General features: G+C 72.0%; 11 protein-coding genes. 5 read left to right on the top strand and 6 right to left on the bottom strand.

Annotation, left to right across the window (positions count from 1 at the left end; all coding sequences use genetic code 11):
- Positions 1–484: 484 nt before the first annotated feature.
- Genes ACW9TB_RS23125 through ACW9TB_RS23110 form a run of 4 tightly spaced genes read left to right on the top strand, consistent with a single transcriptional unit; the run spans position 485 to position 6,385 of the window.
- Positions 485–967: a hypothetical protein gene (locus ACW9TB_RS23125; RefSeq protein WP_472750129.1), complete on the top strand. Its 483-nt coding sequence runs from the start codon at positions 485–487 to the stop codon at positions 965–967.
- On the top strand, positions 964–2,667 hold the full coding sequence (locus ACW9TB_RS23120; protein ID WP_472750128.1) for a glycosyltransferase family 2 protein: 1,704 nt from the start codon (positions 964–966) through the stop codon (positions 2,665–2,667). Before ACW9TB_RS23125 ends, ACW9TB_RS23120 begins: the two co-directional genes overlap by 4 nt.
- Positions 2,667–4,589: a glycosyltransferase family 2 protein gene (locus ACW9TB_RS23115; RefSeq protein WP_472750127.1), complete on the top strand. Its 1,923-nt coding sequence runs from the start codon at positions 2,667–2,669 to the stop codon at positions 4,587–4,589. Before ACW9TB_RS23120 ends, ACW9TB_RS23115 begins: the two co-directional genes overlap by 1 nt.
- Positions 4,586–6,385, top strand: coding sequence for a glycosyltransferase family 2 protein (locus ACW9TB_RS23110; protein ID WP_472750126.1), 1,800 nt, complete (start codon positions 4,586–4,588; stop codon positions 6,383–6,385). Before ACW9TB_RS23115 ends, ACW9TB_RS23110 begins: the two co-directional genes overlap by 4 nt.
- A 476-nt stretch (positions 6,386–6,861) precedes the next feature.
- Here ACW9TB_RS23110 and lysS read toward each other — a convergent pair whose 3' ends face one another.
- Positions 6,862–8,553, bottom strand: a complete 1,692-nt coding sequence (gene lysS, locus ACW9TB_RS23105; protein WP_472750125.1) for a lysine--tRNA ligase — start codon at positions 8,551–8,553, stop codon at positions 6,862–6,864.
- Between the two features lie 386 nt (positions 8,554–8,939).
- Here lysS and ACW9TB_RS23100 point away from each other — a divergent pair, with 386 nt between their 5' ends.
- Positions 8,940–9,275 (top strand): hypothetical protein, encoded by a 336-nt coding sequence (locus tag ACW9TB_RS23100; RefSeq protein WP_472750124.1) that lies wholly within the window; start codon positions 8,940–8,942, stop codon positions 9,273–9,275.
- A gap of 166 nt (positions 9,276–9,441) precedes the next feature.
- On the opposite strand, the gene ACW9TB_RS23095 is transcribed toward ACW9TB_RS23100, so the two are convergent.
- The 5 genes from ACW9TB_RS23095 to ACW9TB_RS23075 all read right to left on the bottom strand — a co-directional run bounded on the left by ACW9TB_RS23095 (position 9,442) and on the right by ACW9TB_RS23075 (position 15,172).
- Complete coding sequence (locus tag ACW9TB_RS23095; RefSeq protein ID WP_472750123.1) at positions 9,442–10,290, bottom strand: polysaccharide deacetylase family protein; 849 nt, start codon at positions 10,288–10,290, stop codon at positions 9,442–9,444.
- A 172-nt stretch (positions 10,291–10,462) separates the two neighbouring features.
- Positions 10,463–11,755 (bottom strand): homoserine dehydrogenase, encoded by a 1,293-nt coding sequence (locus ACW9TB_RS23090; protein WP_472750122.1) that lies wholly within the window; start codon positions 11,753–11,755, stop codon positions 10,463–10,465.
- A gap of 57 nt (positions 11,756–11,812) precedes the next feature.
- Positions 11,813–13,195 carry a diaminopimelate decarboxylase gene (gene lysA / locus ACW9TB_RS23085; RefSeq protein WP_472750121.1) on the bottom strand — a complete coding sequence of 461 codons (1,383 nt, stop codon included), beginning with the start codon at positions 13,193–13,195 and terminating at the stop codon, positions 11,813–11,815.
- A gap of 404 nt (positions 13,196–13,599) precedes the next feature.
- Positions 13,600–14,412 (bottom strand): neutral zinc metallopeptidase, encoded by an 813-nt coding sequence (locus tag ACW9TB_RS23080; RefSeq protein ID WP_472750120.1) that lies wholly within the window; start codon positions 14,410–14,412, stop codon positions 13,600–13,602.
- Positions 14,413–14,455: 43 nt separating this feature from the next.
- Positions 14,456–15,172, bottom strand: coding sequence for a DALR anticodon-binding domain-containing protein (locus tag ACW9TB_RS23075; protein WP_472750119.1), 717 nt, complete (start codon positions 15,170–15,172; stop codon positions 14,456–14,458).
- Positions 15,173–15,204 lie beyond the last annotated feature (32 nt).

The raw sequence follows: 15,204 nt of genomic DNA, 5'->3' as shown, positions 1-15,204 counted from the left end.
GGCGGGGCCCGCGCCACCGGTTCGGCGCGACGTACGGAAAACGGTCTGAAAGAAGCCCCGGGATCGGGCGGCGCGGGGTCGCCGGAACGCGGACGGCGAGCTTCGGGATCGGACGGCGCGGCGGGTGATCCGGGCCGTGGGCGGGGAGCCTCAGCCCGTGGACAGGGAGCCTCGGGCCGTGGACGCGGGGGGCGCGCGCTCCCGTCACCGGCCGCGGGAGGCCCGCCGGGGTGGCTGGAGGGGGCGGGGGCAGGGGGGTGGGCTGCGCGGGCACGAGCGAAGGATAGCGAGGCGGGAAGATCCCTTCTCACCGCGATGCCCCCTTGACATCGAGGATCACCGCTAATGGCTCACAGCTGTCACACAGGTCACAGGAACCTTCGAGTTTCCTATTTATCGACGTATTTGCACGTGAAGAGCCGATAGCCTCAATTACCACCAACAACGACAGGTAATGACAGAGCGGCACGGAAGGTACGCGCGGATGCCCACGCCCCGAAAACTGACGCTTCTGGCGGCGACACTCGGCCCGGTGTTCCTGATCGCGCTGACGCTGCTCGCGAGCTTCGAGATCGTCTCGGTCACGGCGGCCATCGTGCTCGCCGCCATCGCGACGGTGCTCGCCGTCCAAGTGCTGGCGGTGGCCACCGTACGCAGGGTCGACGGCAAGGCCCAGCGGATCGACGCCAGGGTCAAGCGCTACGAGGCGGAACTGGCCACGGTCAAGACGGCCACCCAGCGGCTGGACCGGCGGCTGGACGAGATCGTCGAACTGCTCAAGGAGCACGAGCACAAGCGCGACGAGGACCTTCAGGCGATCCTGGTCTCCCTGGGAGAGGACCGGCTGGCCTCCGTACCCCGGCGCCAGGAGATCGAGGAGATGGTCCACGACCTGCTGCCGCGCCTGGCCGCGGTGGAGGCCAGGACCGACCGGGCCGCCGAGGGAGAAGCGGAGGGAAAAGCGTGACCGGGACCGGTTTCGCCACCCCCGATGCCGCTGCTCCCCCCCGCCCGCCCGACGCCGGGACCGGCCAGGCCGCCGTCCCGCGCGCCAGGATCAGGCACAACGACTACGGGTCGCTGCTCCCGCCCGACCTGGGCGCCTGGGAGCCCCGGCTCAGGGTGAGCGTGGTGATCCCGGCGCACGACTGCCAGGAGGCCCTGGACCGCACGCTCGCCGGGCTGGCCGCGCAGACCTACCCCGCGCACCTCATGGAGGTGGTCGTCGCCGACGACGGCAGCGACCCGCCACTGCGCGTCCCCGGGATCGCCCCGGCCAACACCAGGCTCGTCCGGGTGCCCGACGGCCGCTGGGGACGGGGCTGGGCCCGCCAGACCGGCGCCGCCTCGGCGGCGGGCGACATCCTGCACTGGGTCGACTCCGACATGATCCTCGACCGGGAGCACGTCGAGGCGCACATGCGCTGGCACCACCTCGTCCCCTACGCCGTCGTGATGGGCGACGTCCGCTTCACCCCCGACGAGGCCGGGCCCTCCGCCAGGGAGGTCTTCTCGGCCGTGGAGGCCAGGGACGCGGAGAAGCTGTTCGACGAGTCCGCGCCGCACGAGTGGCGGGCCGGGGTGCTGGAGGAGACCCGGTGGCTGCGGGACGCGGGCGCCGGGGCCTACCGGCTCCACTCGGGAGCCACCACCTCCGTCCCCGTGGCGCTGCTGCGCTCGGTCGGCGGCGTGAACACCACCCTGAACATGGGTGAGGACACCGACCTCGGCTTCCGCCTCGCGCAGGCGGGCGCGGTCTTCATCCCCGACCCGCAGGCCCGAGGCTGGCACCTCGGGCCGTCCACGGTCATGATCCGGGAGAAGGAGGTGCACCGGCACAACTGGTCGGTGCTGCCCGACCTCATCCCCGACCTGCGCTGGCTGCGCACCCACCCGCGCAGGACCTGGCTGGTGCCGTACGTGCACGTCGTCGTCGACGCCCGCGGCGCCTCCTACGAGGACGTACGGGCGAGCGTGGACTCCGCGCTCGCGGGCACCCTCGTCGACGTCGCCGTCACCGTGGTCGGGCCCTGGACGGAGCTTCCCGCCGGGCGCCGCCCCTCCCTCGACGAGCCGCTGCTCGACCTGCGCCTGGTGCGCAACCTGTACGTCCACGAGCCGCGCGTCTCCTTCACCGAGGAGCCGCCCGCGGGCTCCGCGCCCGCGCCGTTCAGGCTCACCCTCCCCGCCGGATGGGCGCTCGGCGCGGAAAGCCTCGCCGAGCTGGTCAAACTCGCGGACAGCGAGGAATACGGGCTGCTGAGCGCGGCCCTCGACGAGGGGCCCTCCGGGGTCAGGGCGGCCAGGTTCGAGCGCACCGCCGCCTTCGCCAGGGCCGCGCTGGTCAACGACGCCCCCCGGGGCCTCGAAGGCGATCCCGACGACGATGTCGTCCACGAGCTGTTCGGCTCGCTCTGGGTGGGCGCCGCCGAGGTCGGCGTGACGACCGCCGAGGAGGCGGAGCCCGTCGCCGGGGACACCGCGAGGTGGCGGGCCGACTCCGCGCGCTGGAAGCGCGAGGCGGAACAGCTGAGGGACGAGGTGGAGAGCCTCCGCGCCGAGACCGAGAGCCTCCGGGCGGAGGCCGCGCGCCTGAAGGACGAGCGGCGGCGCGGCCCGCTGGAAAAGATCATCTCAACGGCCGTACGGCGAGGGAGGACCGGCTGATGTCCCTGCTGACCGACCTGGTCCGCGCGGCCAAAGAACGGAGCGGCAAGCGGCGCGTCCTCGTCTACTGCGTGGGCTTCGAGACGCCCGGCGAGCTGGAGGCGTACGAGGCGATCGACCTCGACGGCGACCTCGACGGCATCCCGCGCGCCGAGGAGGGCGCCGCGGAGATCCTGGTACTCGCCCGCACCGCGACCGACGTCCGCAGGGCCGCGAGCCTGCAGTCGCTGCTGCCCATGGCCCCCCGGGTCGTCGTCGCCGTACGGGAGACACCGCACTGGTACACCGCGCCGGTGCTGTCCCCCACCCCCGCCCACCGCTGGCGCGCGCTCGTGGAACTCCGCGTCCACCAGCCGAAACAGCACTCCTGGGTGGTCGAGGCGAGCTTCTCCAAGCCGGTGCCCGCGGGCCGGACGCTCGCCGCGACCGCGAGGGCGTTCGGCGGGCACCGGATGGACGCCGTCGCCGGGCCCGTCGGCGGTCTGGCGGGCCCCGGGGCGGCCCACTGGCGTCCCGGCGACCCGAACGCGGCCCCGGCCCCGCTGACGGGGCCCGTCCCCGACAGGTTCGGCGCCCGCGGCGCCGACCTGGTCGTGCGCGCGGTCGGCGAGGAGCCGCCGTCCTGGTCCGGCGCCGAGGCGTCGGTGGACCGTCCGGTCGCCGGGCTGATGGCCTGGGAGAGGCTCGGCCGCCCCGGTGGCGGCAAGATCCTGGAGAACGGCATCGGCGACCTGTCGGAGCCCTGGACCATCCCCCCGGTCGACGGCCGCTCGGTCAACCCCATGAACTTCATCACCGTGCCGTCCCTCGGCATGGCCGACCTGTCCTCGGAGTCGGGCCGCTGGGCGATCACCTGCGAGGGCAGGACGCTCACCACCTTCGACGCCTCCGGCCGCGTCACCGACGTGGACGTCAACCGGATCAGGCAGGTCAGGGGCGTACGGGTGGACTGGCGGCGCAGCCACACCGGCCCGGCGGCGGCGCTGCGGGTCCTCACCGGGCTGGCGGCGGCCGGGGTGCCCCTGGTCTCCGAGGCCGTGCCGCGCTGGGCGGGCGCCCTCGGCCCCGAGCTGGCCAGGCTGATCGCCTCGGTCGGCGAGCCCGCGCTCAAGGACGACCTGGAGCGCGAGGAGCACAGCATCCGGCTGCGCCGCGAGGCGCTGCGCGTCCACGGGATCCGCGCCCGCTGGGAGCAGCTGGGCGCTCCCCCGGCGCCCGTGCCGACGGTCTCGGTGCTGCTCGTCACCCGCCGCCCGGAGATGGTGGGCTTCGCGCTGGAACAGCTGTCCAGGCAGCGCGGCGCCGAGTTCGAGGTGATCCTCGCCCTGCACGGCGCCCCCGCGACGCACCCCGGCGTGGCCGGGGCCCTCGCGTCCTTCGAGCGGCCGGTCACCGTGGTCGAGGCCGACGGGCGGACCGTGTTCGGGACCGTGCTGAACCAGGCCGCGGCCAGGGCCTCGGGGTCGTTCCTGCTGAAGATGGACGACGACGACTGGTACGGGCCCGACTTCGTCTCCGACCTGCTGCTCGCCCACTCCTACTCGGGAGCCCAGGTCGTGGGCATGGTCCCCGAGTTCGTCTATCTCGCCTCGATCGGGGTGACCGTCCACCGCGAGCAGATCACCGAGCAGATCACCAACTTCATCGCCGGGGGAACCATCTTCTCCGAACGCTCCGCCTTCGAGGCCGTGGGCGGCTTCCGTCCCATGCCCGGCACGATCGACGCCCAGTTCCAGCACGCCGTGCAGGCCGCGGGCGGGCAGATCTACCGCACCCAGGGGCTGGGCTACATCCTGCGGCGCGGCAACGTCGCCAACCACACCTGGCGCGAGCCGATCGGCACGTTCCTGCGGCGCAACAAGCGCCAGTGGCGCGGCTTCCGGCCCAGCGCGCTCATGGAACTCCCGCCGGAGGCGCCGTGAGCACCCCGCGGACCCCCTCCGAGATGCCGTACGCGCCGCGTGTCCCCGACGCGCCGGCCCCGATCCCGGCCCCGCCTCCGGCTGGAGGCGCGCCGCGGATCCCGGGCAACGACTACGGGGTGCTGCCGGTGCCCGCCCCCGGTACGTGGGAGCCTCGGCTGCCGGTGAGCGTGGTGATCCCGGCCAGGGGACGGCAGGACAGGCTCGACCTCACGCTGGCGGCGCTCGCCGCCCAGACCTACCCCGCGCACCTCATGGAGGTGATCGTCGTGGACGACGGCAGCGCGCCCCCGCTCCGGCTCCCCGAGATCGCCCCGGAGCACACCCGGATCATCGGCAACGCCCCCGGCCGCCGGGGCATCGCCTGGGCCCTGGAGACCGGCACGGCCGTCGCGGACGGCGAGGTGATCCACCGGATGGACGCCGACATCGTCTCCTACCGGGAGCACGTCGAGACGCACCTGCGCTGGCACCACCTGGCCGACCATCTGGTGGTGATGGGGACGCTGCGCTTCACCGCCATGGCGGGTATCCCGCCCACCCCCGCCGAGGTCCAGATCGCCGTCGCCAAGGACAGGGCGGGCTCCCTCTTCGAGGAGGACCCCGAGCACGGGCACGACTGGATCGGCGAGCTGATCGCCACCCACCGCGACTTCCGCGACGCGCCCAGCTCGCTGCTGCACCGCGTCCACGTGGGCGCGACGGTCTCGCTGCCCGCCGCCCTGCTGAGGGAGACCGGGGGGCTGGACACCTCCCTGACCCTCGGTGAGGACACCGAGCTGGGCTACCGGCTCACCCAGGCGGGCGCGGTGTTCGTCCCGGACACCGAGGCGCTGAGCTGGCACCTGGGCACGACGACGGCCATGCGCAGGCCCGCCGACGTCAGGCGGCACAACGACCCGTTCATCGCCGACCGGATCCCGTACCGGCGCCACCTGCGCACCGACGCGGGCCGGCAGTGGCTGGTCCCCTACGTCGACGTCGTGGTGGACGCCGGGGACGCCTCCTTCGAGGACGTCAGGGCGAGCGTCGACGGGTCGCTGGCCAGCACCCTGCCCGACGTGCACGTCACCCTGACCGGGCCGTGGGCGTCGCTGGCGGAGGAGCGTCCGGCCCCGCTGGACGACCCGCTGCTCGACCTGCGGCTGCTGCGCGGCCAGTACGCCCACGACGGCCGCGTCTCCTTCGCCGAGCGGGTCCCCGCGACCTCGGCGCCCGCGCCGTTCCGCCTCGTCTGCCCGGCCGGGTGGGTACCGGGGGCGGAGTCGCTGGCCAAGCTGATCGAGCAGGCGGAGAAGGACGACGAGGGCCTGTTGCTCGTCGCGCTGGACGAGGACGAGTCGGGAATCCTGGCCGCCCGCCTGGAGCGGACCTCCGCCGTCGCGAGGGCGATGCGCGTGGCCCGCGAGGACGAGCGGCTCGACGACGTGATCGCCGATCTGCACGGGGCGACCTGGCTGGACGCGGAGTCCTGGAAACTCCGCCCCGCGGCGCACGCCTACCCCCACTGGGCCACGAACCGCAACAGGGAGGCCGCGCGCTGGAAGGCCACGGCCGAGGCGCGCGGGAGGGAGGCCGAGCGGGCCCAGCGGCAGGTCGCCGCCCTCAAGGCCGAGCTGAAGGAGCTGCGCGCCAGGGCCGCCAAGGGCAGCCGCGACACCGTCAGGTGGAAGGAGAAGGCCGAGCAGCGCCGCCTGGAGGCCGTGGCCCTGCGCCAGGCCCAGCAGCGCTCCCTGCTCGGCCGCGCCGCCCGCCGCCTCCGCGGGCTCCGCGGGCTCGCCGACGGCTCGCGGTGAGATCCCGCGCGCGGAGAATCCACGGAAAGCTTCTGCTCTCCCGGCCGACGCAGAATAGCTCTTTCGACAGGGTTCGCTCGTGAGCCTCGTGAATGAACGGATGTCTCCGAACCTCACCGGCGATCAGTTCGGTTAGCACGACTCCCGCCCCGCCGACCGCTCAAGATCTTCGGATTGGCAGCTCTCGGAGAATTGACCACTCCAAGAAAGACAAGGGCAGAGTCTCCTCGGCCGTCCGGCCCGTCGAGGCCCATATCGGCCGGGCAGCCGTTCTGGCCGATCCGACACACGGTCGAATCACTTCGAATTTCGACCAGGAAAGCGCGTTGACGCCCGGCCGCAAGAAGGCGTCGGCGATTCATAGTTCGCGCCGTGCCGAATGCGACGGGGTGCCCCGCCCCCGCGTTCCGGTGCGCACCGGAACGCGGGGACCCAGGTGACGCCTGGCGGAGGCGGGGCCATCCCGGTGATCGCGATCAGGCGCCGAGCAGCTTGCGCACCCGATCCGCGCCGACCGCCAGCAGCAGCGTGGGAAGCCTCGGCCCCGTGTCCCTGCCCACCAGCAGTTCGTAGAGCAGCACGAAGAAGCGACGCTGCGCGACCTTGATGTCCGCCGTCGGCTGCGCGTCGGCCGGAAGCCCCGCCTGCAGCTTCGGCACGCTGTACACCAGGCTCGTCAGCCCGTCGAGCGACCAGTTCGTCTCCAGCCCCCGCAGCAGCAGGCGCAGCGACTCGCGCTCGGTCTCCTCCAGCGACTCGATCCGCTCGGTGTCCGGGTGCTCGCGGACGTGGGTCCGCTGGTCGGCCGGCGCGTAGCCCTGGATCCACCGGGCGGCGCGGTCGAGCCTCGGGCGGGTCTCGTCGAGCGACTTGACCGGATCCTCCGGGTCCAGCTGGCCCAGGATCCTGATGACCTGCTCCTCGTCCCCGGTCGTCACGTCCACGACCGAGGCCAGGGTGCGGTACGGCAGCGGCCGGGGCGTGACCGGCAGCACCGCGGTGGCGGTCCGGGTCGCCCGGCTGTGCACGATCATGTCCGCGGCCTGCGCGGTGCCCGCGGCGAGCCGCCTTTCGAGCGAATCCCACTCGTCGTACAGCCGGAGGATCTCCTGGTCGAAAGCGATCTTGAAAGACTGGTTCGGCTTCCGCCTCGCGTAGAGCCAGCGCAGCAGCGGGGCCTCCATGATCTCAAGCGCGTCCGCCGGCGTGGGCACCCCGCCTCGGGAGCTGCTCATCTTGGCCATCCCGCTGATGCCGACGAAGGCGTACATCGGGCCGATCGGCTGACGCCCCTCGAACACCTCACGCACGATCTGCCCGCCGACCACGAACGACGAGCCGGGCGAGGTGTGATCGACGCCGGAGGGCTCGAACACCACACCCTCGTACGCCCAGCGCATCGGCCAGTCGACCTTCCAGACCAGCTTGCCCCGGTTGTGGGTGGAGAGCTGGACCGTCTCGCCGTGCCCGCAGGCGCAGGTGTACGTGAGGTCCGTGCTGTCGTCCCGGTAGGAGGTGACCGTCGTCGTGTCGCGGCCGCAGACCGAGCAGTACGGCCGGTAGGGGAAGTAGCCCGCGTTGGCCGTGCCGTCGTCCTCGTCGGCCGCCCCGGACCCCTCGGCCTCCGGGTCAACGGGCTCCGTGCTCTTGGCGGCCTTGTCCTTGGTGCGGTACTGGCCGAGGATGGCGTCGATCTGGTCGCGCTTCCTCATCGCGAGGAGGATCTGCTCGCGGTAGGCGCCGGAGGTGTACTTCTCCGTCTGGCTGATGGCCTGGACCTCTATGCCGAGTTCGGCCAGGGCGGCGGCCAGCGGCGCCTTGAAGTGCTCGGCCCAGCTCGGGTAGGAGCTGCCGGGCGGCGCGGGCACCTCGCTCAGCGGCTTGCCGATGTGCTCGCTCCACGAGGGGTCGATCCCGGCGGGAACCCGGCGGTAGCGGTCGTAGTCATCCCAGGACAGGATGTGCACGCAGTCGTGACCCCGGCGCCGCACCTCGTCGGCGACGAGGTGCGGCGTGATGACCTCGCGCAGATTGCCCAGGTGGATCGGCCCGGAGGGGCTGAGGCCCGAGGCGCACACGATCGTCTGTCCCGGCGCGCGACGCTCCGCCTCCGCGATGACCTCGTCCGCGAAGCGGGAGACCCAGTCGGCCTCAATCTCTGGAGCCACGTCGGCACATCCTTCCTCGTAAGCCTGGCCTGTCCATTCTCGCGGATCGCGGCCGTCCTCCAAACCAGCCCCCGAGCGGCGAACTTCACCAACCGCCCGGTATGCCGCAAGAGATCATTTAGTGTATGAAAATCAATGCTTATTGAGTATTTGCAATTATTCGCCAGACAGCATACCGATGCCGCCAAGAACGTCCGGGACGATTTTCGGACCTCATGTGTCCGAGCCGTCGTTTGCCGCAAGCAGGGGGCCATTCCCGTGCGGTGCAGTCGCCATGCTCAACCATCCCGCTATTCCGGTTTCGGCGAATCGGAGCAGTGGGCCGTATTCACCTTCCGGACACGGTCGATCCACTCCTTCCCGCCGTTTTCCGTTTGGAGACCGTAATGTCACGCGAAGAAATCGCGGAATGGCTTTCCAACGTCGCGTACACCATCATCGACATCACCGCGGATGCGAAGTTCGTGGGTTACCAGACACCTTCGGCCACGGGTGGCGGGCGATTTCCGAACGGTACCGGCACCGTTGAGGTCAGGGCTTTCCCCGCCGCCGGGAAGATCCACACCAGAAGGTGCACGATAACGACCGCGAAGGGTTTCGCCGGTCACCCGGACCGGGAGTTCGGCTACTTCAGCGACTATCTCGCCGACCCCGAGAAGAGGCCGGGCGTGCCGATCATGTTCACCGTCGGCCGCAGTGACCTCCGGGAGCACTCACGGTGACCCCCGCCTGGTCGTCCGGCCCCGGTCCTCGCGGGAAGCCGGGAGACTCCGCGCCAACCGGCCGTCGCGTGGATGTTCCAGGCGATATATGAGCGATTAGGCGTTCGGCGGGAATCCCCTGCCGTTTCGCGGGCGGGATCCACCGGGAGACCCCGCCCGCCCACGATCACTGCTCGCGGGGCAGGGGGCGGTAGCGGGCGCCGACCGCGCTCTGCAGGGTCCGCACGACCGTGCCGTGTGACGCGCGGCTCACCAGCCAGTCGAGAAACTCGCCCATGAGCCGGGGAGTCGTCGAGTAGAGGCCGCAACCGTCGCAGACGCGGTGGAACACCATCGGGACCAGCCCGCCACCGCCCTTCTCGGCGTTGAGGACCTGCTGCTTCATGTGCCGCAGCAGGGTGTCCTCGCGGATGGAGCCCGGCGTGCGGATGTCGTAGCGGTCCTTCGGGCGGAGGGCCTCTCCGGCCGGGCAGCCGGGGCACCCCCACTCCTTGAGCCCGCCGACGGAGCGGGCCGCGTCGTAGCCGCACCGCCGCGCCACCGCCTTGGCGTCGGAGTCGACCGCGCCGAACGGGTAGGCGAGGGTCGCGGGCCGGTACCCCCACGCCACCAGCTTCCTGCGGTCGTCGCAGATCTGGCCCTCCTGGTCGCTCTGGGTCAGCTCGGTGAGGCGTACGTGGGTGAGTGTGTGACCGCCGATCTCGTGGCCCTTCCCGGCGATCGCGGCGAGCTCGCGCCGGGTCAGCTTCTCCTCGCCTCCGACGGTGTCGGTGTTGACGTAGAACGTTCCACGCATGCCACGTTTCTCCAGCATGCGGGCCACGGCCGGGTGGGAGGAGTCTCCGTCGTCGAAGGTGAGCGCGACGACCGTTTTGATCTTCTTCGAGGGGCGCGCGGCCGCCGCGTGGGCGGCCGGGCCCAGCGTCGCCACGACGGCGAGCGCCACGGAGAGCGCCACCATCCGCTGGAAGACCTTCACGGTGAATTCCCTTTCGCGGAACGGCAAATAGGGCATGAAAGCACCTTATAAGCCGGTAGGGGCCGCCAAATGAACCGTTATCAAATGCCCAGGAACCCGATGCCAAGCCGGCATGACACGGCGGACGTCCCGCACATCACGCGTACACCTCCGCGGCCGGGCCGGTCACGGCGGACCGGCCCGGCGGGGCACCGCCAAGGGGCGTCCTCTAGGGGGTGTCCTCGCCCTCGACGCGCATGACGCTCACCACGTCGCGGACGATGTCCAGCTCGCGCAGGCCCTCGATCGTGGCGGAGAGCGCGGCGTCGCTGGCCCGGTGGGTGACCAGCACCAGCTGGGCGTCCGCGCCGTGCCCCTCCTGCCGGACGGTCTGGATGGAGACGTCCTGCTTGGCGAACATGTCGGCGACCCTGGCGAGCACGCCGGGCTTGTCGGCGACGTCCAGGGAGACGTGGTAGCGCGTGACGGTCTCGCCCATCGGGTGCACGACCAGGTCCGCGTACGTGGACTCCTCGGGACCCCTCGTGCCCGCCAGCACGTTGCGCGCCACGGCCACGATGTCGCCCAGCACGGCGCTCGCGGTCGGGGCGCCGCCCGCGCCCGCGCCGTAGAACATGAGCTGCCCGGCGGAACGCGCCTCGACGAACACCGCGTTGTAGGCCTCGCGGACCCCGGCCAGCGGGTGCGTCCTGGGGATCATGGCCGGATGCACCCGTACGCCGAACGACCTGCCGTCCTCCGAGCGGGCGCAGATCGCCAGGAGCTTGATGACGTATCCCATGGCCTTGGCGCTGGCCACGTCCGTCGCGGTGATCTCGGTGATGCCCTCGCGGTGCACGTCGGCGGCCGTCACCCGGCTGTGGAAGGCGATCCCGGCGAGGATCGCGGCCTTGGCCGCGGCGTCGAAGCCCTCCACGTCGGCGGTGGGGTCGGCCTCGGCGTAGCCCAGCGCCTGCGCCTCCCCCAGCGCGTCGGAGAACGAGGCCCCGCTGGAGTCCATCTGGTCGAGGATGTAGTTGGTGGTGCCGTTGACGATGCCGAGCACGCGGTGCACGTGGTCCCCGGCGAGCGACTCGCGCAGCGGCCGGATCAGCGGGATGGCGCCCGCGACGGCCGCCTCGAAGTAGAGGTCGGCGTTACCGGCCCTGGCCGCGGCGTGGACGGTCGCGCCGTCCTCGGCGAGCAGCGCCTTGTTGGCCGTGACGACCGACTTGCCGCTGTTCAGCGCGGCCAGGATGAGCGATCTGGCGGGCTCGATGCCGCCGATCACCTCGACGACGACGTCGACGTCGTCACGGGTGACCAGGGCCTCGGCGTCCGTGGTGAGCAGGGCGGGGTCCACGTCGGCGTCACGCCTGCGGCCCAGGCGCCGCACGGCGACCCCGGCGAGCTCCAGCGGCGCCCCGATGCGGGCGGCGAGGTCGTCGGCCTGCTCGTGCATGAGCCTGACCACCTGGGAGCCGACGACGCCGCATCCCAGAAGTGCGACTTTCAGTGCCATGCGGTCACGCCCCTCGTCGCTCACACCATGGACGGCTCTCGGCCGCTCCGGGTCGTTTCACAGCTGTCCTCTCAGGAGGTCGTCCTCGGTCTCCCGGCGGACGATCACACGGGACACCCCGTCCTTGACCGCGACCACGGCGGGCTTGGGGAGGTAGTTGTAGTTGTTGGCGAGCGAGCGGCAGTAGGCGCCGGTGCCCGCGACGGCGATCAGGTCGCCGGTGGCCAGGTCGGCGGGGAGCCACAGGTCGCGTACGACCATGTCGCCGCTCTCGCAGTGCTTGCCGACCAGGCGGGAGAGCATCGGCGTCGAGGCGCTCTCGCGGGAGGCCAGGCGCGCGGTGTAGTCGGCGCCGTAGAGGGCGGTGCGGATGTTGTCGCTCATGCCGCCGTCGACGCTGACGTAGGTGCGCAGGCCCTCGACGTCCTTGATCGTGCCGACCTCGTAGAGCGTCACCCCGGCGAGCCCGGCGATGGCCCTGCCCGGCTCGACGGTGAGCTTGGGCACCGGCAGGCCGGCGCCCCTGGCCACCTTGCTGACGATCTCCCGCAGGTTGTCGGCGATCTCCTTGACGTCGGGCGCGGTGTCGCCCTCGACGTACGGGATGCCGTAGCCGCCGCCGAGGTCGAGCTCGGGCAGCACGACGCCGTGCTCGTCCTTGATCTTGACCAGGAGGGTGGCCAGGCGGGACGCGGCCACCTCGAACCCGGCGGTGTCGGTGATCTGGGAGCCGATGTGGGAGTGCAGGCCGACGAGCTCCAGCTGGGGCAGGGCGAGGATCCGCCTGGCCGCCTCGGCCGCCGCGCCGCTGCTCAGCGAGAAGCCGAACTTCTGGTCGTCGTGGGCGGTCGCGATGAACTCGTGGGTGTGGGCCTCGACGCCCACGGTGACGCGGATCATCACCTTGGGACGACTGCCGTGCTTCTCGGCGAGGAAGCCCAGGCGGGCGATCTCCTCGAAGGAGTCGGCCACGATGTGCCCGACCCCGGCCTCGACGGCCCTCTCCAGCTCGGCGAGCGACTTGTTGTTGCCGTGCATGGTGATCCGCTCGGGCGGGAACCCGACGCTGAGCGCGACGGCGAGCTCCCCGGCGCTGCAGACGTCGAGGCCGAGGCCCTCCTGCATGATCCAGCGGGCGACCTCGCGGCACAGGAAGGCCTTGCCCGCGTAGTGGACCTCTCCGCCGGAGAACGCGTCGGCGTAGTCGCGGCAGCGGGAGCGGAAGTCTTCCTCGTCCACCACGTAGAGCGGGGTGCCGTGCTCCGCGACCAGATCCCTGACGTCCGCGCCGCCGATCGTGATCGAGCCGCCGGCGCGGCCCGACGTTCGGGGCCAGATGGTCGGGTCGAGGGTGTTCAGGTCGGCGGGTGCGTGCGGAGGGCGCTCCTCGGGCAGCACTTCTGCATGGCGGTCACCGGCGGGGTGGGCGAATCGACTCACCCGATCGAGGCTATCGGACCCGGTGATCCCCCTGAGACGATTGCCCACCCATCGAGACGCGATCCTCCTCGAACACGCGAACTTTTTACGTTATGAGCAGTTTTGGCAACATATTTTAATGTCGCATCGCGACACGATCTCCGAGAGAGACCGGGCGAACACGTTCGGGAGGGGTTGGGGGAGTACGTTCCGGGGAGAGCAGGGCGAGCCTCTTCGGGGAGATCGGCAACCGTCCGGAAGGGCCGGGAACCGCTCCGGAGAGACCCGGGCGAGCCGCTTCGGGGATACCCAGAGCCGTCCGGAAGAGCCGGGAACCGCTCAGGAGAGACCCGGGCGAGCCGTTTCGAAGAGCCGGGGAACCGTTCCGGAGGGGCCGCGGGCCGTTGCGGTTAGGCCGGTGAAGACTACGAGACCCGTTCGGCGGGGGCGCCCCAGGTGTTGCAGGACCCCACGGTGCCGCCCTCCTGGCCGCGCCGCATCCACTCGGCGCTGCTGGCCCCCGAGCCGTGCGACTGCCGGTAGCCCGCCTCCACGCCGTCCTCGGCGCCGGAACCGCGCCCGGCGAGACGGCGCAGGCTCTCCAGCCTGCGCGGCGCGGCGCTCCGCAGCGTCACCGCGGCCAGGCAGTCCGCCTGCAGTTCGAGGCGCCGCGACCACGCCTCGTCGAAGGCCTCTGAGCCACTCTGGTCGGCGATCCCGCTGACCTCCTGGACGTGGTGGGCGTACTCGTGCGCGAGCGTGAACATCATCGGGAAGGCCCGGTCACCGTCGACCAGCACGTTGACGACGCGCGGCTCGGGACAGTAGATCCCGGCCCAGTCGTAGTCGTCGATCCCGCACGCGGCCTCCTCGGGGGTGGCGACCAGCCGTACCTCCCCGGGTGGCTCGTAGTCGATGTCCGCCCGCGCCAGGGTGGCCGCCCACGTCCGTTCCAGGCACCCGGTGAGGGCCCTCAGCGACGCCGTGACGTCGGCGTCGAGGTCCTTGGGAAGGGTGCCGCAGCGGCCGTCGACAGGGCCGGTCTCCTCGTAGAGGCGGTGCTTCGCCGCGGCCGAGACGGGTGAGCCGGGGGCGGTTCCGAGGAGTTCCCTGAGGTCTCCGCCGAGATAGGCGAGCCCGCCGAGGATGACGGCGAAGGCGAGCAGGGTGGGCAGCACCCGCCGGACCATCCCGGACCGGCGCGGCTCACGCGCCTCCCAGTCCCGGGGCCCGACCATTCACCTCTCCCCTGCTCCCTTTGAACTCCTTTGGGAGGGTCTATCACAATCTTTCGGGTGCCGTCTCGCCAAGCGCCGCCAGCGCCTCGGCCAGCACGTCCCGTACGGCCCGCGCCAGGCGCACCCGGGCGGTGTGGAGCTCCGACGGCTCCTCGTCCCCCGAGGGAAGCGCGGCGGCCCCCTCGAACGCGTCGTGGTAGGCCAGCGCCAGCCGCTCGGCGTAGGCGGCCCACCCCGGGTCCCGGCTCGCCCGCCTGCCGGGCGCCTCGGCCAGCAGCCTGAGCACCGCCCGGTCCCTCCGGCCCGCCAGCAGCTCGGGCCTGAAGTCCCCGCCGACGCCGAGGTCCACGGCCCAGCGCTGTACGGCGACCGCCCGCGCGTGGGCGTACCTCACGACGAACCCGGGGTTGGCCCACGTCCTGGGCAGGTCCTCCCACGGGGACCCGCCGCCGACCTCGGAAACGGGCGGCCCGCCCGTGCTTCCGGGAGCAGGCGACCCGCCCGTGGCCGCGGGAGCGGGAGCGCCCGCGCCGATCTCCGTGACCAGCTCGCCGGGGACGGCCACCGCGATCTCCAGGAAACCGCCCGGCCGTACCCGGACGTCCGCGATCCCCGGCAGCCCGCGAAGCCGGTCGGCCATCTCGGCGGGGTCCTCGCCCCGGCGCAGCGCGGCCGGGGAGACGTAGGTCGCCTCCCCGGCCCACGTCCCCCGGGGGATCGGGGGCAGGCCGAGGATCTCGCCGAGCGCACCGGGCGTCATCCCCGCAGCCTAGCCAGCTCGTCAGCTCGTCA

The organism is Streptosporangium sp. H13245 (assembly GCF_055690525.1).
Note: the sequence above shows the minus strand (reverse complement) of the source record. Positions and strands in the feature narration are given on the sequence as shown.

Bases quoted from the DNA above. Each gene is read 5' to 3' on its own strand.
- ACW9TB_RS23125 (WP_472750129.1), top strand. From the start codon at position 485: ATGCCCACGCCCCGAAAACTGACGCTTCTGGCGGCGACACTCGGCCCG.
- ACW9TB_RS23115 (WP_472750127.1), top strand. From the start codon at position 2,667: ATGTCCCTGCTGACCGACCTGGTCCGCGCGGCCAAAGAACGGAGCGGC.
- ACW9TB_RS23100 (WP_472750124.1), top strand. From the start codon at position 8,940: ATGTCACGCGAAGAAATCGCGGAATGGCTTTCCAACGTCGCGTACACC.
- ACW9TB_RS23095 (WP_472750123.1), bottom strand. From the start codon at position 10,290: ATGCCCTATTTGCCGTTCCGCGAAAGGGAATTCACCGTGAAGGTCTTC.
- ACW9TB_RS23090 (WP_472750122.1), bottom strand. From the start codon at position 11,755: ATGGCACTGAAAGTCGCACTTCTGGGATGCGGCGTCGTCGGCTCCCAG.
- ACW9TB_RS23080 (WP_472750120.1), bottom strand. From the start codon at position 14,412: ATGGTCGGGCCCCGGGACTGGGAGGCGCGTGAGCCGCGCCGGTCCGGG.
- ACW9TB_RS23075 (WP_472750119.1), bottom strand. From the start codon at position 15,172: ATGACGCCCGGTGCGCTCGGCGAGATCCTCGGCCTGCCCCCGATCCCC.